Below are 21,485 nucleotides of genomic sequence, written 5' to 3'. Positions count from 1 at the left end.
GAGTTTCCATGGGCGTTCCCGTCTACAAGCGCATTCTCGACCTGTTCGAGGCCGAGGGCGTGAACACGCTGTTCGGCATCCCCGACCCCAACTTCGTGCACATGTTCAGCGAGGCCGAGGCCCGCGGCTGGTCGGTGGTGGCCCCGCACCACGAGCTCTCCGCGGGGTTCATGGCCGAGGCGGCGTCCCGGATGACCGGGAACCCCGGACTGTGCATCGGGACGCTGGGACCGGGTGTGGCCAACATCGCCGGCGCCATGATGTGCGCGCTGGTGGAGAACTCCCCGGTGATCTTCCTCGGCGGCCAGCGCGCCCGCGTCACCGAGCGGCGCGTCCGCCGTGGCCGCATCCAGTTCGTGCAGCAGGAGGGGCTGTTCGCGCCGTCGGTCAAGTACAGCAGCTCCATCGAGTACGCCGATCAGACCGACGAGATCATCCACGAGGCGATCCGCAGGTCGATGTCGGGCACCCCGGGCCCGTCCTACGTCGAATTCCCCTCGCACGTCATCCTCGAGGAGCTGGACGTCGCGGCGGCGCCCGAGCCGTCGGTCTACCGGCTGGTGAACCAGGGGGCGGGCACGGCCGAGGTGGCCGCGGCGGTCAAGCTGATCCGCGAGGCCAAGAGCCCGATCCTGTTGGTCGGGCACGGCGTGCACACCTCCCGGACCCAGCAGCAGGTCAAGGAGCTGGCCGAGCTGATGGCCTGCCCGGTGATCCAGACCTCCGGCGGCACCTCGTTCATCCCGGGACTGGCCGACCGGACGTTCCCCTACCTGTTCTCCCCGGCCGCCAACCAGGCCGTGGAGGAATCCGACCTGTGCGTCGCGCTGGGTACCGAACTCGGCGAACCGATGCACTACGGGCGGACCCAGCACTGGGCCGACAACGACGCCCACCGCAAATGGGTGCTCGTCGAACAGGACCCGACCGCCATCGGCGTCAACCGGCCGATCGACGTGCCGCTGGTCGGCGATCTGCGTGGGGTGGTCCCGCAGCTCGTCGAGGCGCTGCGGGAGGCCCCGCGCACCGCCTCGTCCAGCCTGGAGACTCTGGTCAAGGCCGACGCGGCCGAGCTGGCGCGGGTGGCCGACGAGGCCCCGAGCGGACGCACCCCGGTGCACCCGGCGCGCTTCGTGGTGGAGGCGACCAAGGCGTTCGACGCGTTCACCGAGGACGGCATCATGGTGCGCGACGGCGGCGCCACGGTCATATTCCAGTGGACCTACTCGCAGACCAAGCCGCGGGACGTCATCTGGAACCAGAACTTCGGCCACCTGGGCACCGGGCTGCCGTATGCGGTCGGCGCGTCGGTCGCCGAGGGCGGCAAGCGGCCGGTCATGCTGCTGACCAGCGATTCGGCGTTCCTGTTCCACATCGCCGAACTGGAGACCGCGGCCCGGCAGAACCTGCCGCTGGTGTGTGTGGTCGGCGTCGACCACCAGTGGGGCCTGGAGGTCGGCGTCTACAAGCGCACCTTCGCCCAGCCGTCGCCGCAGCCCGGGGTGCACTGGAGCAAGGATGTGCGGTTCGACAGGATCGCCGAGGGCTTCGGCTGCCACGGCGAATATGTCGAGAAGGAGGAGGAGATCGGTCCGGCCATCGAGCGGGCCTACGCCAGCGGCAAGACCGCCGTCGTGCATGTCTGCATCGACCCGAAGGCCAATTCCGAGGAGATGCCCAAGTACGACCGGTTCCGCACCTGGTATGCAGAAGGCACCCAGTAGGCACGTCATCTAGGGGAGAGTGAACCCATGCGTGAGTATCTGAAGTTCTACATCGACGGGAAGTGGGTCGACCCGGTCGAGCCCCGGACGCTCGACGTCGACAACCCCACCACCGAACAGGTCTCCGGCCGGATCGCCATCGGCTCCGCCGCCGACGTCGACAAGGCGGTGCACGCGGCGCGCAGGGCGTTCGCCACCTGGTCGCAGAGCAGCCGGGAGGAACGTCTGGACGTCCTGCAGGCGATCCAGGCCGAGTACCAGAACCGGTCGGCCGACCTGGCCGACGCGGTGACCGAGGAGATGGGCGCCCCGCCGTCGCTGGCGGCCGGTCCGCAGGTGGCGATGGGCGCCGGTCACCTGGCCACCGCCATCGACGTGCTGAAGAACTTCGCGTTCGAGGAGCAGCTGGGCCCCACGCTGGTGGTCAAGGAGCCCATCGGGGTGTGCGGGCTGATCACGCCGTGGAACTGGCCGATCAACCAGATCGCCTGCAAGGTCTTCCCGGCGCTGTCCACCGGCTGCACCATGGTGCTCAAGCCCTCGGAGGTGGCCCCCTACTCGGCGCAGGTCTTCACCGAGATCCTCGACGCCGCAGGCGTTCCCGCCGGCGTCTACAACATGGTGTTCGGCGACGGACCCGGTGTGGGTGTCGCGCTGTCGAGCCATCCCGACATCGACATGGTGTCGTTCACCGGATCCACCCGGGCCGGGGTGGAGGTGGCGCGCAACGCCGCGCCGACGGTCAAGCGGGTGACCCAGGAGCTGGGCGGCAAGAGCCCCAACATCGTCCTTGACGACGAGGACTTCGCCAAGAGCGTGGCCGCCGGGGTCACGGTGATGATGCTCAACAGCGGACAGAGCTGCAACGCACCGTCGCGGATGCTGGTGCCCAACTCGCGGATGGACGAGGCGACCGAGATCGCCCGTGGGGTCATCGAGGGAGTCAAGGTCGGCGATCCCGGAGACAAGTCGGCGATCGGGCCGGTGGCCTCCAAGGCGCAGTTCGACAAGATTCAGGGGCTGCTGCAGAAGGGCATCGACGAGGGTGCCACGGTCGTCGCCGGCGGAACCGGCCGGCCCGCGGGCCTCGACACCGGGTACTACGTGCGCCCGACGGTGTTCTCCGACGTGCGCAACGACATGACGATCGCGCGCGAGGAGATCTTCGGTCCGGTGCTGTGCATCCTGGGCTACGACGACATCGACCAGGCGCTGGAGATCGCCAACGACACCGAATACGGTCTGGCCGGCTATGTTTCGGGGGCCGATCTGGACGCCGCGCGCGCGGTGGCCCGACGGATCCGGGCCGGCTCGCTGGCCATCAACCACGGCTTCGACCTCAACGCGCCGTTCGGCGGCTACAAGCGCAGCGGGAACGGGCGCGAGTGGAGCAGCTTCGGCTTCGACGAGTACCTGGAGACCAAGGCGGTACTGGGCTACGCGCAGTCCTGACGGTCCGGCACGAAACGGGGCCCGGCGCCGAGAGGGCCGGGCCCCGAGGGAACGTCAGAAAATATCGGCCTAGAAAATGTCGGCCTAGAAAATGTCGGACTAGAAAATGTCGGCCTAGAAAATGTCCTTGTGCGGGACGTCGGCCACCACGCCGCCGTCGGCGACGAACTCGGCCCCGGTGGCGAACGACGACTCGTCGCTGGCCAGGAAGACGATGAACGTCGAGACCTCCTCGGGCTGACCCGGCCGGCCCAGCGGTGCGGTGACCATGTCGTCGGGGAAGTGCTTGGTCATCGGGGTGCGGATGAAGCCCGGGTGCACCGAGTTGACCCGGATGTTGTCCTTGCCGAGTTCCAGGGCGGCCGACTTGGCCAGGCCGCGCACCGCCCACTTGGAGGCCACGTAGGGATGCACCATCACCGAGCCGCGCAGGCCCTCGATGGAGGACACGTTGATGATCGATCCGCCGCCGGCGGCCTTCATCTGCTCGACGACGGCCTGCATGCCCAGGAAGGTGCCGGTCAGGTTGACGTCGATGACCTTCTGCCACTTGGTCATATCGAACTTGCCGATCTTGCCCAGGGCCACCACGCCGGCGTTGTTCACCAGCACGTTGAGCTTGCCGAACGCCTGCACGGCGGTGTCGACGGCGGCCGACCACTGATCGGCCTGGGTGACGTCGAGGGGAACGTAGCGTACGGCGTCGCCGAGCTCGGCGGCCAGCGCCTCACCCTTGTCGTCGAGGATGTCGCCGATCACCACCTTGGCGCCCTCGGCGACGAGCATCTTGGCGTGCGCGGCGCCCATGCCCTGCGCGCCGCCGCTGATAAGTACGACTTTTCCGTCCACGCGTCCCATGGGGCGAAAGGGTACCGCACCCCCTGAAACCCCCGGCGAAGAAACTAGAACCTGTTCCAATTTTCGGAACGGGCACGCATACTGCCAGGCATGGCTATCCGCGTCGCGCTCTACGGCACCGGCAACTGCGGTCGGCTGGCGTTGCTCCAGCTGATCGAGGACCCGCGGTTCGACTTGACGGCCGTCGGCGTGTGCACCGACGAGAAGGTGGGGCGCGACGCCGGCGATCTGGCCGGGCTCGACGTCACGACGGGGATCGGTGCCGTGCGGGGGCTGGACGCCGTGCTGGCCACCGGACCGGACTGCCTGGTGTACTGCGCGATGGGCGACACCCGGCCCGTCGAGGCGGCCCGCGACGTGATGGCCGCGCTCTCGGCCGGTGTGAACGTGGTCGGCTCGGCCCCGGGCGGGCTGCAGTACCCGTGGGGCGGCGCGCTGCCGGACAAGGCCATCGCGAAGATGGAAGACGCTGCACGTCAAGGCAATTCGAGCGTGTTCGTCACCGGTGTGGACCCGGGATTCGTCACCGACCTGGTGCCGTTCGCGTTGACGGGAACCTGCCGGCGTGTCGAGCAGGTGCGCACCATGGAGATCGCCGACTACGCGACCTACGACGGCGACGAGGTGATGTCGGTCGTCATGGGCTTCGGGAATCCGATGGACAGGCCGGGCATGCTGTTCCTTCCGGGGGTGCTCGGCGCCGCCTGGGGCACGGCGATCCGGATGCTGGCCGCGGGCCTGGGCGTGGAGATCGACGCGATCACCGAGCACTACGAACTGGAACCGGCGCCGGAGGACATCGAGGTCGCCACCGGCGTCATCGAGAAGGGGACCGTCGCGGCGGTGCGGTTCGAGATCAACGGCATGGTGGACGCCCGCCCGGTGGTGGTCGTGGAGCACGTGACCCGGGTGCGCGGTGACCTGCGCCCGGACTGGGCCCAGCCGGCTCAGCCCGGTGGCTCCTACCGCGTCGAGATCACCGGCGAGCCGTCCTACGTCGTGGACATCTGCCCGACCAGCGGCCGCGGCGACCACAACTACGCGGCGATCCTCGCGGCGGCCGGGCGCATCGTCAACGCCATTCCCGACGTGGTGGCCGCCGCGCCCGGCATCCGCACGACGCTGGATCTGCCCCTGGTCACCGGGGCGGGTGTGTACCGCGCCGCCGGCGGCTGAGCCGGGGATCGCCCCCGATGGGGTGAACCCTGTTCCGGTTAAGTCAGCTGACTGTAAAGTGACCTCTCGTAGCCGGAGAGGGAGGTTTTCATGTCGGATCGCACCGACGCCGGTGCCTCGACACTGCGACGGGTGATTCTGGGCGCCTCCATCGGCAACGCGGTCGAATGGTTCGACTTCGCCATCTACGGGTTTCTGGCCACCTTCATCGCCGCGCATTTCTTTCCCGCGGGCAACGACACCGCGGCGCTGCTGAACACCTTCGCGATCTTCGCCGCGGCGTTCTTCGTCCGTCCGCTGGGCGGGTTCGTGTTCGGCCCGCTGGGCGACCGGATCGGCCGGCAGAAGGTGCTGGCCCTGGTGATCCTGCTGATGTCGGGGGCCACGCTGGCCATCGGGCTGCTGCCCACCTACAGCTCGATCGGTCTGGCCGCACCCCTGCTGCTGCTACTGCTGCGCTGCGTGCAGGGTTTCTCCGCGGGTGGTGAATACGGCGGGGGCGCAGTCTATCTGGCCGAATACGCCACCGACCGGCACCGCGGCCGCACGATCACCTACATGGTGTGGTCCGGCGTGCTCGGCTTCCTGATCGGATCGATCACCATCACCGCGCTGCAGGCGGTGCTCACGGTCGAGGCGATGAACAGCTTCGGCTGGCGCATCCCGTTCCTGCTGGCCGCCCCGTTGGGGCTCGTCGGGCTCTACATCCGCTTGCGGCTGGAGGACACGCCCGACTTCCGGGAGCTCAGCGAATCCGACAACGTCGCCACATCGCCGCTGCGGGAGGCGGTCACGACGTCCTGGCGGCAGATCCTCCAGGTGATCGGCGTGATGATCATCTTCAACGTCGGCTACTACGTGGTCTTCGCCTATCTGCCGACCTACTTCATCAGGACCCTGCAGTTCTCCACCGCCAGCGCGTTCACCTCCAGCACGATCGCCAGCCTGGTGGCGTTGGTGCTGATCCTGCCGCTGGCCTCGCTGTCGGACCGCATCGGGCGCCGGCCGCTGCTGATCGCCGGGGCGCTGGGTTTCGCCGTGCTCGGCTACCCGCTGTTCGTGCTGCTGAACTCCGGCTCACTGGGTGCCGCGATCGCGGCCCACTGTGGCCTGGCGGTCATCGAGTCGGCCTTCGTCGCGGCGGCGGTCTCGGCGGGTGTGGAGATGTTCGCCACCCGGGTGCGCTACAGCGGCTTCGCCGTCGGCTACAACCTGTGCGTGGCGGTCTTCGGCGGGACCACGCCCTACATCGTCACCTGGCTGACCGGTAGCACCGGTAACCCGCTGGCTCCGGCGTTCTATGTCGTTGCCGCCGCGGTGGTCTCGCTGGCCGTGGTGCTGACACTGCGGGAAACCGCGGGCCGGCCGCTGGCTGCCTCGGCGCCCGCCGGGGCCCGGACCTAGCCCGCGTCCGAGCTGCCTCGGTGCCCCGCGCCGGGGTCGCACGTCCGTGCTGGCCGCATCGAGTGTGCGTGTGGGACGGCCCCCGGCGCCACGGAGCGTCCTGCGTGCACGTTCGGTGCGGGCGGGTATCGGGACGGGCGGTTGCGGGCGGTCCGGGGTGCTGCCGCGGCGGCCGGGGTCAGGCCAGGCTCCGGGCCGCGACGTCCTTGGCCCAGCGGTAGTCGGCCTTGCCCGCCGGTGAACGCATCACCTTCTCGGTGCGGATGAACGCCTTGGGCAGCTTGTAGCGGGCGATGTGGGTCCGGCAGGTCTCCAGCAACTCGTCGTCGGAGACCGACTTGCCGTCGGCCAGCTGCACCACGGCCACGACCTCGCTGCCCCAGCGCTCCGACGGCCGGCCCACCACGACGACGTCGTAGATGTGCGGGTGGGCGGCCACCGCCCGCTCGACCTCCTCGGCGAAGATCTTCTCGCCGCCGGAGTTGATGGTCACCGAGTCGCGGCCCAACAGCTCGATCCGCCCGTCGTCGAGGAAGCGCGCCTTGTCCCCGGGAACCGACCAGCGCACACCGTCGATGGTGGGAAAGGTCTTGGCGGTCTTGGCCTCGTCACCCAGATACCCGAGCGGGATCAGGTTGCGTCGCGCCAGCCAGCCCTCGCCCTCGCCCTCGCCGGGGGCGAGCACCCGGGTGTAGTCGCCGGAGACCACGGCGGTGTCGGCCTGCGGGGTGAACACCGCGGTCTGCGCGCCCTCGCCGGCGACGGTGTTCATCTGTTGGCCGGCCTCCGAGGAGCCCACCGCGTCCATCAGCAGCAGGTTCGGCAGTGCGGTGCGGATGCGTTCGCGGATCGCCGGGGACATCGGCGCGCCGCCGTTGGTGATGGAGACCAGGCCCGACAGGTCGTAGTCGCCGCGTTCGATCTCGTCGACGAGTGGCCGGGCCATCGCGTCGCCGACCACCGGGATCGACAGCACCCTTTCGCGTTCCACCAGCCGCAGCACCTCGTCGGCGCGCAGGTGCTCGACGTTGTCGGGGATCACGATGCGCCCACCCATCGTGATGATGTTGTAGGCGGCCCACTGCGCGGCGCCGTGCATCAGCGGGGGCAGCATGAGCAGCGACATCGCGCCCGCGGCGGCCTTGGCGCGCTCGGCGAGCTCGGCGTAGGAGCCCAGCTCGGTGTCGCTGCCGAACGGGCGCCCGCCCATCGCCGAGATGAAGATGTCGTGCTGACGCCACAGCACGCCCTTGGGCATTCCGGTGGTGCCGCCGGTGTAGAGGATGTAGAGGTCGTCGCCGCCGGGGTGCGGCATCCCCTGCGCGGGTGCGGGGGTGGTGACGATGGACTCGTAGTCGACCGCTCCGGGCAGCAGGTCGTGGCCGGATTCGTCGGCGACCTGGATCAGCACCCTCAGGTGGGGCAGCCGGTCGCGGATGGCGGCCACCCGCGGTGCGAATTCGGCGTTGTAGACCAGGGCGGTGGCCTTGCTGTCGGCGAGCAGGTAGAGCAGCTCCTCCTCGACGTAGCGGTAGCTGACGTTGAACGGGGCCACCCTGGCCCGGTAGCCGGCGATCATCGCCTCGAGGTATTCGTTGCCGTTGCGCAGGTACAACCCGAGGTGGTCCTGCCCGGACTCGTGGCCGGCCAGCGCGCCGCGGTCGGTGTGGCAGCCCAGCCCGGCCGAGACCAGATAGTGGGCGACCCCGTCGACGCGGGCCTCGAAGTCGGCGTAGCTCAACCGTTTGTCCCGCCAGACCAGGAACGTCTGGTCGGGTATCGCCTGCGCCACGGTGCGGAACACCGTGGACAGATCGAAAACCGGATCGAAAACCGGATCGAAAGACGCATCGAAAGACGCATCGGAGTTCACCCGTTCGGCGGCGCCGGCCTGGTCCATGACCCTCCTCCATGCTTCTGCCCTGAAGTCGGGATCCAATCTAGAACACGTTCCACGCGGGGTGTGGGCGGTGTCACCCCTGGCGGCTGCCCGGGGACCCGTCCGCACGCGACCACTGCACTTCGAGCTCGTCGCGCGCACCGAACCCGACCAGGTGACGTCCCACGACGTCTTCGAAGGCGTCGAGGTCGGATTCGTCGGCGTGCAGCTCGATCAGCAGGGCCTGCGGTGTGGCTGTGAAGCCGACGTGCACGGTGTGCTCGTTCATGTCCAGGGTGCCGGTGCCGGTATCGGGGTCCCAGGCGCCGACCGCCCGGCGGCCGAGGTGGGAGACGAGCTGCTTGCCGTAGCGCGGGGCGCGTTCCGTGGCCACCCGTGCCGAGCTGATGATGCGGTTCATATACCCTCCGCAAATAGTTGTGAAATAACAATTACAAGAATACAACCTTTTACGCGGGGCGCCCACCCGATGCCCGGCCGTTGACGGACCCGCGGTCGTCTGGAAATCTCATGTCCCGAATCAGAGAGTGGCGTTCTCTGGGCGCACGGTCCAGGGGCGCAGGCGGGAGAGGGAACACATGGCAGCCAAGGGCTACGTCGTCATCACCGAGGACGTCAAGGACCCCGAGGGGATGAAGGCCTACGGGGCCCTGGCGATGCCGACCATGGCCGCCGGCGCGAAGATCCTGGCGGTCGACACCAAACCCGAAGTGCTGGAGGGCTCCTGGCACGGCAGCCAGACCATCGTGCTGGAGTTCGAAACGGTCGAGGCCGCCCGCGCGTGGTACTACTCCGACGCCTATCAGGAGGCGGTCAAGCTGCGCCAGGCCGCCGCGGACTGCAACGGGGTGATCCTCAGCGGTTTCGAGATGCCGACGGGGTAGCTTCCCGCCGGGTGGGGGAGGGCGCCTTCTGCCGCGGGATCCGCAGACCGAGGGCGCGCCGGCCCGCCTCGACCAGGTGGGTCTGCAGCGCGTCGCGGTCGAGGTCGCCGAACGGCGGACCGGAGGCCCCGGCGATCCCGGCCAGCACCATCGAGGCCTTGACCCGCCCACCCGGGCCGGGGTCGACATCGGCGAGCAGGGCCATCTGGCGTTCGATGAGCGTGTTCCAGTCGCGGCGGCCGCGCAGGAGCCCGACGACGGCGGGATCGGCGGCCAGCACCGAGACCACCCGGTGCTCGACGGCCAGGCGGGCGAAGCCCGTCAGCACCAGGTCGGCCCGGGCGTGGGTGCCGCGCAGCTGCTCGGCGGCCCCGACGACGCCCTCCAGGCGCTGCAGCATGGGCGCCATCACGGCGTCGAGAAGCTGCTCGCGGGTCCGGAAGTGGTGGTAGATGGCGGCTTTGGTGAATCCGACCTCGTCGGCGATCATCTGCAGCGAGGTCCCGGCGAAGCTGTAGCGGGTGAACAGATCCACGGCCACCTCGATGAGGCGCGCCCGGGTGTCCTGGCGGGTGCCGGTGCCCGCGCCCGTGCCCGTAGTCGGCGCGGCGGCGGCCGTGCTGCCCATCCGGATACCTCCGTCCCCCGCTCGGTCCGGTGTTGAGACATTGCGTGCAACAGCTTGACGTTCGTATAGTAACTTACTAGTCGATCGTAAAGCGGAAAGCTTGCCGATCGACTGGCGCAGCCCCCGCGAACTGGAAGCGAACACCATGACTGAACTGGACCAGCTGGACTTCTTCAGCGACCGATCCCTGGTCGCCGATCCCTACCCGTACATGGAGGCCATGCGGCAGGGCTGTCCGGTCCGTCGCGAGCCCCACCACAACGTGATGGTGGTGACCGGCTACGACGAGGCGGTCACCGTTTTCGGTGACTCGGCCACCTTCTCCTCCTGCACGGCCGTCACCGGGCCCTTCCCCGGTTTCCCCGTCCCGATCGAGGGACAGGGCGACGATGTCTCGGAGCTCATCGAGGAGTACCGCGACCAGCTGCCGTTCAGCGATCAGGTGACGGTGATGGACCCGCCCAAGCACACCGCGCACCGCGCACTGCTGATGGGTCTGATCACGCCCAAACGCCTCAAGGAGAACGAGGAGTTCATGTGGCGGCACGCCGACACCGTGCTGGAGCCCTATCTGGCCGCCGGCGGCGGCGATTTCATCAAGGGATTCGCCGGGCCGTTCACGCTGGCGATCATCGCCGACCTGTTGGGTGTCCCCGAGGAGGACCGCGCCGAGTTCGCCCGCAAGATGGACCACAGCCAGGGTGAGGGCGGCGTGGGCAGCACCAGCAACGAGGCGATGTCGCACAGCCCGCTGGAGTACCTGTACGAGAAGTTCTCGGCCTACATCGAGGATCGTCGCCGCGAGCCGCGCGGTGACGCGCTCACCGAGATGGCCTCGGCGTCCTTCCCCGACGGCTCGACACCCGAGGTGATGGATGTCGTGCGGATCGCGGCCAACCTGTACACAGCCGGGCAGGAGACCACGGTCCGGCTGCTGAGCACGTCGCTGAAGATGCTCGCCGAGGACCCCGACCTGCAGAACCTGCTGCGCAAGGAGCGCGACCGCATCCCGAATTTCATCGAGGAGGCGTTGCGTATCGAGAGCCCGGTCAAGGGTGATTTCCGGTTGGCCCGCCGCAACACCACCGTCGGCGGTGTCGACGTGCCCGCCGGCACCACGGTGATGGTGATGAACGGTGCGGCCAACCGCGATCCCCGCCAGTTCGAGGACCCGCAGCGTTTCGACATCGCCCGTCCGAATGCCCGCCGGCACATCGCTTTCGGGCGCGGCGCGCACAGCTGCCCCGGCGCACCGCTGGCCCGGGCCGAGACCCGCGTCAGCCTGGAGCGCATCCTCGACCGCACCACCGACATCCGCCTCTCCGAGGAGCACCACGGTCCCGCGGGGGCGCGCCGGTTCAACTACGTGCCGACGTTCATCCTGCGCGGGCTCACCGATCTGCACCTGGAAGTGACGGTGACCCCATGAAGGTCACCGTCAACGACGGGCTGTGCCGCGGCCACGGCGTGTGCGTCGGGATCTGCCCGGAGGTCTTCACCCTGACCGACGACGGCTACGCCGAGGCGATCGACGAGGAGATCGACCCCGCACTGGAGGGCGCCGTGCAGGAGGCCATCGAGTGCTGCCCCGAACACGCCATCGGGCCGGCCTGAATCCCGGCGGCTCAGGCCTTCACGATCACCGGATCACCGACGCCGACCTGGTTGAAATACCAGGCGGCGTTGTCCGGGCTCAGGTTGATGCAGCCGTGGCTGACGTTGGAATAGCCCTGCGAGCCCACCGACCAGGGAGCGGAGTGCACGTAGACACCGCCCCAGGTGATCCGGACCGCATAGTTGACGTCGAGTTTGTAGCCCTCGGGGTCGGACAGCGGGATGCCGATGGTGCGCGAGTCCATCACCACCTCGCGCTCCTTGCCCAGCACCGTGAACGACCCCACCGGGGTGGGGAACTTGGCCTTGCCCATCGAGGCGGGCATCTGCCGGACCACCTCGCCGTCGATGCTGACGGTGAACGTGTGATTGGAGATGCTGGCGACCCCGAGCACCGACGAGCCGGTGTTGAAGTTCAGCGGCGTGCCCGCGACCTCGACGCCGACCCGCGAGTGCGCGGGCCAGTACCGGTCGGGCACGAACTGCACGGTGGCCGGTCCGAGCCACTCGAAGTGGCCGGGGGTTCCGGCCGGCTCGGTGACCGTGATCGAGCGCTCGGCGGCGACGTGGTCGGACACGGCCTCGCCGAAGGTGACGATGATGGGGTGGGCGACACCGACTGTGGACCCGGCCGCGGGCGCCACGTCGGTGACGGCCGGCCCCGGAGCCGGGGTGGGCAGCGCGGCGTCGGCGGGCGCGGCGGCCAACGCCAGAAGCGATACGCCGAGCAGGACGCCCCACGCCGAACGGTTGCGAAGCACGCGTAGCACCACGGTCACCATCCTTTGCTGCATGTCAATGCATGTCTACGCACACGATCCTATGCGATATCGGTGAAGTCGCTGTTCGGAAGCGTTTTGTTACATTCGCGACCGGCGGGCTCAGAGTCCGTGGCTGCTCAGCCAGGTGTCGATGTGCGTGGCGACGGTTTGCCACCCCGGCTCCAGCATCATGTTGTGCCCCATTCCGGCCACGATCGTCGCCGTCGTGCCGTAGGCCCGCGCCGTCGCGCGGATCGCGCGCCGGCTGAAGAACCCGTCGCGCTCGGCGCCGAGCACCAGCATCGGAGCCCGCACGGCCGCCGGCCGGACCAGTTCGCCGTAGAGCAGGTCGCGGTAGAGCACCCGGGTGCTTTCGTCGCCGAGCAGCCCGGCGTAGCGCGCGACCAGCGGGGCGGGGGTGTCGGCGTTGTAGAAGGTGTTCCGGCACACCGCCGGGTTGCCGAAGAACAGCAGCGGCCGGCGCAGCGCCGCGGGGCGCCCGCTGTGCCGGGCGTTGCGCGCGGCCACCCGCACCATGGCGGGCAGCAGGCCCCGCGGCGGCGCGGAGGCGACCAGGACCCCGGCCGGCGCCGAGTAGCGGGCCAGATAGCTCTGGACGACGAATCCCCCCATCGAGTGCCCGATCAGCACCGGCGGTGCGCCCAGCGTCTCGGCGACGCCGCGAACGTCCTCCACGTAGTCGGTGACCGAGCAGTCGTTCAGCGCTCCGTTCACGGGGCTGCCGCCGTGCCCGCGCAGGTTCAGCGCCACCGCGCGGTAGCCGCGCCCGGCGAAGAAGTCGAGGAAGTGTTCGTCCCAGCACCAGGCCCCGTGGAAGGCGCCGTGGACGAACAGCAGCGGCGCCCGCCCGGGACCCTCACCCCGGGTGATCACCTCGAGCGGCATGAATCCCCTCGCACCGCCTCCAGCCGCGGGCGTTTGGGTTCGCGTCCGTCACCGGCAGAGCGGCCGCGCAGGCGCTGCCAGACCCACGGTGCCAGCAGGTTCCGGGTCCACTGGGCCTGCGCGGACATCCGCTCGGCAAAGCCGGGCTGAACCCCCGATCCCGAGGCCCGCGCCCAATCGTGGTTGCTGCCCGGCAGTGCGAGCGCCTCGGCGGCGGCCTCGGCGAACAGCCGGTGGCCGCGCGGTGAGGCGTGTATCCGGTCGGAGCTCCAGGTCTCGGGTTCCAGCATCGAGGGCGCGCCGAACAGGTCCACCAGGCCGAACCCGTGCCGCCGGGCGGCCGAGCGGATCACCGCGTTGATCTGGCGCACCCGCCCGCTGAGCAGCCGGCCCACCGGCAGGGTGCGCGCCACGTCGGGAAAGGTCGTGGTCACCACGGTGGCCCCGGAGGAGGCCAGCCGCGCGTGCACGACGTCCAGATCGTGCAGGGCCCGGTCGAAGGTCCGGCCCGGCCGGGTGGCGTCGTTCATGCCGACACACAGCGTCACCAGATCGGGGCCCATCGCCAGCGCCCGCGGCAGCTGGTCGTCGAGGACGTCGGCCACCATCCGGCCGCGGACGGCGAGGTTGGCGTACAACAGGCCGGGGTAGAGCTCGTCGAGCATCACCGCGAGGCGGTCGGCGAATCCCGCGACACCGACGTGGTCGTCACCGTCCCACAGGCCCTCGGTCTGGCTGTCTCCCAACGCGACGTAGCGCGTGTACGTCATGAACGTGACCCTATCCCCAGGCTCACAGCCAGTCGCGGCGTCGGAACATCACGTAGAGGACCACCACCCCGATGATGATCAGGGCGGTGCTGACCACGAAACCGGAGAACACCCCGGAGCCGGGGTAGGGCACGTTCTGACCGTAGTAGCCGGTGATGGCGGTGGGCACGGCGATGATGGCCGCCCACCCGGTGAGCTTCTTCATCACCACGTTGAGCCGCGCGTCCTGCAACGAGAGGTTGGTCTCGAACACCGTGGAGAGCATGTCGCGCAGCGACTCGGTCCACTCCGAAGCCCGCAGCACGTGGTCGTAGAGGTCGACGTAGAGGGGGTCGAGCTCGACGGCATGACCGGCAGCCTGATTGGCAGTGTGATTGGCACCGTTGTTCGCGCCGGCATGGTTGGTGTCCGGAGCGGCGTTGGCACGCCGGTGCTGGATGGCCGCGACCACCTCCCGCATCGGTAGCACCACCCGGCGCAGGTTCACCAGGTCCTTGCGGATGGCGAACGTGCGGCGCTGCAGTTCACCGGATTTGGACGGCGGGCCGAACAGCTCGTCCTCCAGGTCCTCGATGCAGTCGTCGAGCACCTGGACCGCGTCGAAGTGCCCGTCGACGACGACGTCGAGCAGGCCGTGCACCAGCGACCCGACGCCGAACTCCTGCCCGCCGAGTTCGTCCCAGCGCCGGGAGACCTCCTCGATGTCGAAGCGGGGCGGCAGCCGCACCGTCACCAGCGCGCGCGGTAGCACGAAGGCCGAGATGCGGTGCTTGGTCAGCAGGGACTGCGGCGGGCCGTCCGGGTTCGGTTCGGCGACGTCCACGGCGTAGACGGTGAAGAACGTGTGGGTGCGGTAGATCGTGGCCTTCACCCGCTCCGACGGCGCGAGCGCGTCCTCGACGGCCCAGTCGTTGAGCCCGAGTTCCTCGGCGAGCTCGGCCAGCGCGGGGTGGTCGGGGTCGTAGATGTCGGCCCAGACCAGCGTGCCGGGCTCGGCGAGATAGTCGGAGATGCGGTCGAACTCGAAGTCGGGCTGTGGCTGGCCCTCGCGCCAGACACGGCCACGGATAACGCACTCGGGTGCGGTCACCTGCACATCACAGCACGGCGGCGCCGGGTCGACATCTCGGGGTCGGGCCGGTTCGGGATCGCGGCGTCAGGAGCCCAGCCACCATGTCCACCTGTGCACCGCGACGACGATCACCGGAGTCGCGAGCTCGACCTCGTCGTACTGCGGGTACTTCGCCCTCAGCAGCGCGTGCGCGGTGTCGACGGCCGCGCCGTCCCGGTGCAGCTCCGCGGTGCCGTCGGCGCGCACCCACCACAGCCGGGACCAGTCGTCGGTGTAGTGGTCCACCAGTACGCTGACCGCCGGATTGGCCTCGATGTCGGCCAGCCGGCGCAGCCGTCGGGTGGACTTCGGCTTGCCGTCCACCGCGGTGTAGACGGTGTCCTCGCGCACGGCGAACACGATCGGCACCACATGGGGACGTGCGTTCGCGTCGGCGGTGGCCAGCCGCGCGACGGGTGCGCCGGCGAAGCGGGCGGCCGCCTCGGCGCGCGCCGACATCGCCTACCCCAGGGCCGATCGCGCGGCCGCCACCAGATCGACGGCGGCGGTGCGCATCTGGGCGGCGTCGTCCAGCCGAGCCGGGTAGCCGATGCGGGTGTAGGCGATGCCCCGTTCGGCGGTCACCTTCAGGTCCAACCCGTAGCGGTCGGCGCCGGTGCAGACCGCGGCGCGGGCGTCGGGGTATCCGCCCAGGGCCTGGGCCATCAGGCGCAGCGAGTCGGCGTGGTCGGCATTGAGATGGGCGATCGCCGCGGCGGCGTTCGGGGCGACGGGGTCGGCCTCGGCGGCGGCATAGTCCGCGGCGCCCGCGGAGTCCATCCGGCCGTAGCCGCCCACCCAGCGCACCCGCTGTACGCGCAGCACCCACACCGCGAAGTCGCTGTAGTCGATGTAGTACTTCGCGGCGGGCACCGCCGCCAGGTGCGCCTCGCGCGCGGCCGCGGCCTCGTCGCCGGTGGGGCGTTGGACCGCGCCGGCCAGGGTGATCCGGGGATTGGCCAGGGGGTCCGGGTCGGTGGCGGGCCCGACGATGGCCAGGCTGGCCCGCGGGTCGCCGGCCAGGTTGCGCCCGTGTTCGGCCAGCGTCGACACGCACAGCACGGGCTGCCCGTCGAGCAGCCCGTAGGTGACCAGCGAGGCCCACGGGTCCCCGGCCGCGGTGAGGCTGGCCAGGGTCGCGGCGTTGGTGGAGGCGGCGATGGTCCGCGCCTCCTCGGCGGCCGACGGGCGCACCGGGTTGGCCACCTCGGTCAGCGGCGGGGGCATCGAGGGGGCATCGCCGGGATCGCCATGGTCCTTGAGCCGGTCCATGCGCCGAAACTGTAGTAGTTGTACGCAACCGCCGAGAAGGGGCGGCAGAAGTTGCAGTTTCGGTGTCAGGAATGGTCGGCGAGCGCCAGATGCCCGGCGTTGTAGCCCGGGATGAAGGTGATGCCGGGGCCGCCGTGGCAGCCCGAGCCGCCCAGGTACAGCCCGTCGAGGGGGATCGGCTGGTCGGCGAACCCCCTGGGGCCGGGCCGGTTGGGCCCGATCTGATCGGAGTGCAGCAGTCCGTGGCAGTAGTCCCCGCCGGGCGCGCCGAACATCGTGCCCATGTGTTTGGGCGTGAACGTGGTGTGCCGGATGATCCGGCTCTCGAAGTCGGGGGCCAGCCGGGTGATCTTCTCGATGACACGCCGGCCCATCTCGTTCTTGAGGTCGCCGTATCCGGTTTCGTGCTCGCCGATCGGGAACCACAACGCGAACGCCGAGGCGGCATGCTTGCCCTCGGGTGCCAGGGCCGGGTCGTGCACGGACGGGATCTGCAGCGCGATCGCCGGGTCGGCGGGGACGACGCCGTGACGACTGGCCTCCCACTGCTCCTGCAGTTCCTCGGGCGTGGTGAACAGGCCGATGGCCGACTGCATGGCCGGATCGTTGAGCAGCTCGTAGGGGGCGGCGAACTCGGGGATGCCGTCCAGGGCGAAATGCATCTGCAGGTAGCTGCCGCGGTGGTCGATCCGGGTGTAACGCTCGTGGACGTCGGCGGGCACCGCCGCCGGGTCCAGCAGGGTGTTCACCGTCAGGTCGGGCGCCAGGCTGGAGACCACGATCGGTGCCCGCAGCGTGGACCCGTCCTCCAGCCGAACCCCGGTGACCCGGCCCGCTTCGGTGAGGATCCGCTCGACGCGGCTGCGCAGCCGGACCTGCCCACCGGCGGACTCCACCAGCTCGCGCAGGTGGGTGGTCAGCGCGCCGATCCCGCCGCGCAGCTTCTTCATCAACATCGCGTTCTCGTCGGGCACGGCCAGGCCGTAGGCCAGCGCGGCCGCCGTGCCGGGCACCTCGGGCCCGCGGTAGGTGGTGTTGACCGCCAGGAAGGCCAGCATGCCGCGCAGCGCGCCGTGCTTCTCCCTGTCGGGCAGGTAGCGGTCCAGCACGTCGGAGACCGAGGCGAAGAGCAGGTCGTTGATGCAGGAACGTTCGAACGCGTTGGCGGCACACGCGTACATCTCGTCGAAGGTCTTCGGTGCCGTGCCGGCGTCGAAGCGCCCCAGGGCCCGCGTCGGCGCCGCGCACCAGGCCATCAGCCCGGCCATGCCGTTGACCGCCTCGGCGCCGTGCACCTCGCCCAGGTGGGTGAGCAGCTTCATCGGGTCGGTGTAGTAGACCAGCGGCTCGTCGCCGACGCCGCGCAGTGACACCGACATCACCTCGAGATCGACACCGGGCAGGGTGTCCAGGCCCAGCTCCTTGCTGACGGTCAGCGAGGTGGGGAACTGCAGCGACCCCGCGATCTCGAACTGGTAGCCGTCGAACAGCTCCACGGTCGAGGCCATCCCGCCGGCGTAGAGCTTGGGGTCCAGGCACACGGTGCGCAGGCCGGCCTGGGCGAGCACCGCCGCGGCGGTCAGGCCGTTGTGACCGGCGCCGATGACGATGGCATCGAAGGTGGCGTCCGAGGTGGCGTCCGAGGTGGAGTGCGAGGTGGCGTGCGAGGTGGGGCCCGCGATGAAGCTGGACCCGTCACCCGATGTCGAGGAAGCTGCCATGGTCCGGTCCCCTTGCGATCGCCCGAAGTTTTGTCAATTATGACGAAACTTCGGGCCCGGCGGGGCCGGATTGAATGCCGGACTGCAGGGACGTCAGCGCATCCCGGCACAGCCGGGCCAGTTCCGGCAGCGTGCGGTCCTCGCCCAGCATCCACACCTCCATGGCGCCGAACACCGCCGCCGCGATGCACCGCGCGGTGACCGCGACCCGCAGGCGCCGGTCGGCCTGTGCGGCCGGGGCCGGGCCCGCCCCGTTGTCGCGCCGGTTGAGGTGGGCCTCGACGGCCGCGGCGAAATCGGCCTCGACCTGTCGGGTGTGCCGGACGATGCGGTCCGGGTCCAGTTCGTTGGATCGCAGCGCGGCGATCTTGGTCACCGCGGTCACGTCGTAGGGGAAGGCGAAGATCGCCGCCTGAACCGACGCGATCACGGGTTCGTCGGCCGGGCGGGCCTCCAGCGCGGCCCGGAACCAGTGCAGACCCGCGTCGTAGTCGGCGAAGAGCAGGTCGTGCTTGGACGCGAAATGCCGGTAGAAGGTGCGCAGCGACACCCCGGCGTCCGCGGCGATCTGCTCGGCCGAGGTGGCCTCGACGCCCTGGGCCAGAAAACGCACCGTCGCGGCCTGCCGCAGTGCCTCCCGCGTCCGCTCGCTGCGAGCGGTCTGCGCTGGTCGCGGCATGGCGTAACGCTACAACAGCCGATGTCGATGACCTTGGTAGGACAACTGGTAGACAACTGGGTAGGACAACTCCGAGCAACCGGTGCCCGCCGGTCGCGAGCGAATAGCACCTTACGGATGCCACGTCGAGTATCGACTTTCGCGTGTCGCCTGTTAGGGTCAGCCCCCAAGGGGAGCGTCATGTGTCTATGTGTGGACGTCTCGAACGTCATGAACAGGAGTTCCGCTGCGCTACGGTGCGGCGGACGGTAGGTCACGACGACATCTGCGTCGTCAGCACAGATTGGCTGGAATGCAACTGATGAATCTCGTTGACAAGCTGCGTGGGAAATGGGCCCGACGGCTCGGGGTGGCCGCGATCGCCACGGCGGTCCTTCCCGGACTGATGGGGCTGGCCGGCCAGACGGCCACGGCCGGAGCGTTCTCGCGCCCCGGTCTGCCCGTCGAGTACCTGATGGTGCCCTCGCCGTCCATGGGCCACGACATCAAGGTCCAGTTCCAGAGCGGCGGCCCCGGGTCCCCGGCGCTGTACCTGCTCGACGGCCTGCGCGCCCAGGACGACTTCAACGGCTGGGACATCAACACCCAGGCGTTCGAGTGGTACCTGGATTCCGGCATTTCCGTGGTGATGCCCGTCGGCGGCCAGTCCAGCTTCTACTCCGACTGGTATGCGCCGGCCTGCGGCAACAACGGCTGCCAGACCTACAAGTGGGAGACGTTCCTGACCCAGGAACTGCCGCAGTGGCTGGCCGCCAACCGCGACGTCAAGCCCACCGGCAGCGCGGCCGTCGGTCTGTCGATGGCCGGCAGCTCGGCGATTATCCTGTCGGTCTACCACCCGCAGCAGTTCATCTACGCCGGCTCCATGTCGGGCTTCCTGAACCCGTCCGAGGGCTGGTGGCCGTTCCTGATCAACATCTCCATGGGTGACGCCGGCGGCTACAGCGCCGACGACATGTGGGGCAAGACCGAGGACCCCAACAGCGCCTGGAAGCGCAACGACCCGATGGTGCAGATCCCCAAGATCGTCGCCAACGGCACCCGCCTCTGGGTCTACTGCGGCAACGGCCAGCCTGATGAGCTCGGCGGCGGTGACCTGCCGGCCACGTTCCTGGAGGGCCTGACCATCCGCACCAACATCACCTTCCGCGACAACTACATCGCCGCGGGCGGCAACAACGGTGTGTTCAACTTCCCCGACAACGGCACGCACAACTGGGCGTACTGGGGCCGGGAGCTGCAGGCGATGAAGCCGGACCTGCAGGCGCACCTGCTCTGATCGAGCGCGATCCAACGCGACATCCCCCGACGCAGGTCGGGGGATGTCGTGTTTTTCCGGGCCTTTTCCGGGCTTTTTCCGGGCTCTGCCGGGCCTTCCACAGGCCGGCGCCGGCGCCGGTTGTTCGAGCCCCCGCCACCGCGGCGCAACCGTGGCGTCACCCGGTGGTCTCCTGCCCATCGGAGGGTCGGGCCATGACGACACCCCGGCGTGGTCCAGCTCCGTCCGTGACCGCCCGCGCGCTCGCGCTGGCGGCCTCCGCACTGCTTTCGGTCGGGCTCTCCGCGGGGCTGGTGGCCTGCGCCCCGCCGGAGAAGAGCAGCTCCGACAGCGACGCGGCGACGGCGACGTCGGCGCAGGACTTCGGCGGCATGGACGGGCTCGTGGCCGCCGCCAAGGACGAGGGCCAGCTCAACGTCATCGCGCTGCCCCCGGACTGGGCCAACTACGGCGCGATCATCAAGGCGTTCGAGGACAAGTACGGGATCACGGTGAACTCCGCCCAGCCCGACGCGGCCAGCCAGGAGGAGATCAACGCCGCCGACCAGCAGAAGGGCAAGAGCAGCGCACCCGACGTGTTCGACCTGGGACAGTCGGTCGCGCTGGCCAACACCGACATGTTCGCGCCCTACAAGGTCGCGACGTTCGACACCATCCCGGCCGAGCTGAAGGACGCCGACGGCGCCTGGGTCAACGACTACGGCGGCTACATGTCCATCGGGTTCGACTCGGCGAAGGTCCCGCCGGTGACCGGGGTCGACGACCTGCTCAAGCCGGAGTACCGCGGCAAGGTGGCGCTCAACGGCGATCCGACCCAGGCCGGGGCCGCCTTCTCCGGGGTGGTGATGGTCGCGCTGTCGCAGGGCGGCTCCGCCGACGACATCGCCCCGGGCGTCGACTTCTTCGCCAGGCTCAAGCAGGCCGGCAACTTCCTGCCGGTCGACCCGACGCCGGCCACCATCGAGTCCGGTCAGACGCCGGTGGTGATCGACTGGAACTACCTCAACGCCGGCGAGACCAAGAAACTGCCGAGCTGGCAGGTCGTCGTTCCCCCGGATGCCGCCGTGGCCGGGTACTACTACCAGGCCATCAACGCCGACGCCCCGCATCCGGCGGCGGCGCGGCTGTGGCAGGAGTTCCTCTACAGCGACGAGGGCCAGAATCTGTTCGCCGAGGGCGGCGTGCGTCCGGTGCGGGCCGACGCGATGATCTCCGCGGGCACCATCGACCCGGCCGCCGCCCGGGAGCTGCCGGCCATCGACGGGCCCGTGACCATCCTGACCCCCGAGCAGACCGAGAAGGCCTCCGAGTACCTCGCGGACAACTGGGCCAAGGCGATCGGCTGA

At 69.6% G+C, this 21,485-nt stretch carries 21 protein-coding genes; 9 read left to right on the top strand and 12 right to left on the bottom strand.

What is annotated here, in order from left to right; all coding sequences use genetic code 11:
- Positions 1 to 8 precede the first annotated feature (8 nt).
- Together CSR00_RS13110 and CSR00_RS13105 are read left to right on the top strand one after the other, a co-directional pair.
- Entirely contained in the window at positions 9 to 1,724 is a 1,716-nt protein-coding gene (locus CSR00_RS13110) for a thiamine pyrophosphate-binding protein (RefSeq protein ID WP_099022842.1), read from the top strand.
- A 27-nt stretch (positions 1,725 to 1,751) separates the two neighbouring features.
- Entirely contained in the window at positions 1,752 to 3,176 is a 1,425-nt protein-coding gene (locus tag CSR00_RS13105) for an aldehyde dehydrogenase family protein (RefSeq protein WP_099022841.1), read from the top strand.
- Between the two features lie 114 nt (positions 3,177 to 3,290).
- Here the strand turns inward: CSR00_RS13105 and CSR00_RS13100 are convergent, their stop codons facing one another.
- Positions 3,291 to 4,034, bottom strand: a complete 744-nt coding sequence (locus tag CSR00_RS13100) for a glucose 1-dehydrogenase (protein ID WP_099022840.1) — start codon at positions 4,032 to 4,034, stop codon at positions 3,291 to 3,293.
- A 90-nt stretch (positions 4,035 to 4,124) separates the two neighbouring features.
- Here CSR00_RS13100 and CSR00_RS13095 point away from each other — a divergent pair, with 90 nt between their 5' ends.
- Entirely contained in the window at positions 4,125 to 5,210 is a 1,086-nt protein-coding gene (locus CSR00_RS13095; protein ID WP_099022839.1) for an NAD(P)H-dependent amine dehydrogenase family protein, read from the top strand.
- 90 nt (positions 5,211 to 5,300) lie between these two features.
- Entirely contained in the window at positions 5,301 to 6,614 is a 1,314-nt protein-coding gene (locus tag CSR00_RS13090; protein ID WP_099022838.1) for an MFS transporter, read from the top strand.
- Between the two features lie 178 nt (positions 6,615 to 6,792).
- Here CSR00_RS13090 and CSR00_RS13085 read toward each other — a convergent pair whose 3' ends face one another.
- Positions 6,793 to 8,514: an acyl-CoA synthetase gene (locus CSR00_RS13085; RefSeq protein WP_099022837.1), complete on the bottom strand. Its 1,722-nt coding sequence runs from the start codon at positions 8,512 to 8,514 to the stop codon at positions 6,793 to 6,795.
- Between the two features lie 73 nt (positions 8,515 to 8,587).
- Positions 8,588 to 8,914: a DUF2218 domain-containing protein gene (locus tag CSR00_RS13080; RefSeq protein ID WP_099022836.1), complete on the bottom strand. Its 327-nt coding sequence runs from the start codon at positions 8,912 to 8,914 to the stop codon at positions 8,588 to 8,590.
- A 178-nt stretch (positions 8,915 to 9,092) separates the two neighbouring features.
- Here CSR00_RS13080 and CSR00_RS13075 point away from each other — a divergent pair, with 178 nt between their 5' ends.
- Entirely contained in the window at positions 9,093 to 9,398 is a 306-nt protein-coding gene (locus CSR00_RS13075; protein ID WP_099022835.1) for a DUF1330 domain-containing protein, read from the top strand.
- Here the strand turns inward: CSR00_RS13075 and CSR00_RS13070 are convergent.
- The gene (locus tag CSR00_RS13070) at positions 9,370 to 10,026 is read right to left on the bottom strand and encodes a TetR/AcrR family transcriptional regulator (protein WP_099022834.1); all 657 of its coding nucleotides are present in this window, start codon (positions 10,024 to 10,026) and stop codon (positions 9,370 to 9,372) included. The genes CSR00_RS13075 and CSR00_RS13070 overlap by 29 nt on opposite strands.
- 145 nt (positions 10,027 to 10,171) lie before the next feature.
- Between CSR00_RS13070 and CSR00_RS13065 the strand changes: the two genes are divergently transcribed.
- Both CSR00_RS13065 and CSR00_RS13060 read left to right on the top strand, forming a co-directional pair.
- Positions 10,172 to 11,455 carry a cytochrome P450 gene (locus CSR00_RS13065; RefSeq protein ID WP_099022875.1) on the top strand — a complete coding sequence of 428 codons (1,284 nt, stop codon included), beginning with the start codon at positions 10,172 to 10,174 and terminating at the stop codon, positions 11,453 to 11,455.
- Positions 11,452 to 11,640, top strand: a complete 189-nt coding sequence (locus tag CSR00_RS13060) for a ferredoxin (protein WP_099022833.1) — start codon at positions 11,452 to 11,454, stop codon at positions 11,638 to 11,640. Before CSR00_RS13065 ends, CSR00_RS13060 begins: the two co-directional genes overlap by 4 nt.
- Positions 11,641 to 11,651: 11 nt before the next feature.
- Here CSR00_RS13060 and CSR00_RS13055 read toward each other — a convergent pair whose 3' ends face one another.
- The 8 genes from CSR00_RS13055 to CSR00_RS13020 all read right to left on the bottom strand — a co-directional run bounded on the left by CSR00_RS13055 (position 11,652) and on the right by CSR00_RS13020 (position 18,860).
- On the bottom strand, positions 11,652 to 12,410 hold the full coding sequence (locus tag CSR00_RS13055) for a L,D-transpeptidase (protein ID WP_245905989.1): 759 nt from the start codon (positions 12,408 to 12,410) through the stop codon (positions 11,652 to 11,654).
- Positions 12,411 to 12,521: 111 nt separating this feature from the next.
- The gene (locus CSR00_RS13050) at positions 12,522 to 13,307 is read right to left on the bottom strand and encodes an alpha/beta hydrolase (RefSeq protein WP_099022831.1); all 786 of its coding nucleotides are present in this window, start codon (positions 13,305 to 13,307) and stop codon (positions 12,522 to 12,524) included.
- On the bottom strand, positions 13,292 to 14,077 hold the full coding sequence (locus tag CSR00_RS13045) for an SGNH/GDSL hydrolase family protein (RefSeq protein WP_099022830.1): 786 nt from the start codon (positions 14,075 to 14,077) through the stop codon (positions 13,292 to 13,294). Before CSR00_RS13045 ends, CSR00_RS13050 begins: the two co-directional genes overlap by 16 nt.
- Positions 14,078 to 14,099: 22 nt before the next feature.
- Positions 14,100 to 15,167, bottom strand: a complete 1,068-nt coding sequence (locus CSR00_RS13040; protein WP_245905986.1) for a magnesium transporter CorA family protein — start codon at positions 15,165 to 15,167, stop codon at positions 14,100 to 14,102.
- A 66-nt stretch (positions 15,168 to 15,233) separates the two neighbouring features.
- Entirely contained in the window at positions 15,234 to 15,647 is a 414-nt protein-coding gene (locus CSR00_RS13035) for a TIGR03668 family PPOX class F420-dependent oxidoreductase (protein ID WP_099022829.1), read from the bottom strand.
- A 3-nt stretch (positions 15,648 to 15,650) separates the two neighbouring features.
- The gene (locus CSR00_RS13030; protein WP_099022828.1) at positions 15,651 to 16,460 is read right to left on the bottom strand and encodes a HugZ family pyridoxamine 5'-phosphate oxidase; all 810 of its coding nucleotides are present in this window, start codon (positions 16,458 to 16,460) and stop codon (positions 15,651 to 15,653) included.
- 65 nt (positions 16,461 to 16,525) lie between these two features.
- Positions 16,526 to 18,181, bottom strand: coding sequence for a phytoene desaturase family protein (locus CSR00_RS13025; protein WP_099022827.1), 1,656 nt, complete (start codon positions 18,179 to 18,181; stop codon positions 16,526 to 16,528).
- 37 nt (positions 18,182 to 18,218) lie between these two features.
- Positions 18,219 to 18,860 (bottom strand): TetR/AcrR family transcriptional regulator, encoded by a 642-nt coding sequence (locus tag CSR00_RS13020; RefSeq protein ID WP_099022826.1) that lies wholly within the window; start codon positions 18,858 to 18,860, stop codon positions 18,219 to 18,221.
- Positions 18,861 to 19,161: 301 nt separating this feature from the next.
- Here CSR00_RS13020 and CSR00_RS13015 point away from each other — a divergent pair, with 301 nt between their 5' ends.
- On the top strand, positions 19,162 to 20,139 hold the full coding sequence (locus tag CSR00_RS13015; protein WP_099022873.1) for an esterase family protein: 978 nt from the start codon (positions 19,162 to 19,164) through the stop codon (positions 20,137 to 20,139).
- 194 nt (positions 20,140 to 20,333) lie between these two features.
- Positions 20,334 to 21,485, top strand: coding sequence for an ABC transporter substrate-binding protein (locus tag CSR00_RS13010; protein WP_099022825.1), 1,152 nt, complete (start codon positions 20,334 to 20,336; stop codon positions 21,483 to 21,485).

It is taken from the genome of Mycolicibacterium palauense (assembly GCF_002592005.1).
GTDB lineage: Bacteria > Actinomycetota > Actinomycetes > Mycobacteriales > Mycobacteriaceae > Mycobacterium > Mycobacterium palauense.
The sequence above is the reverse complement of the archived record's forward strand: the minus strand, read 5'-3'. Positions and strand labels throughout refer to the sequence as shown.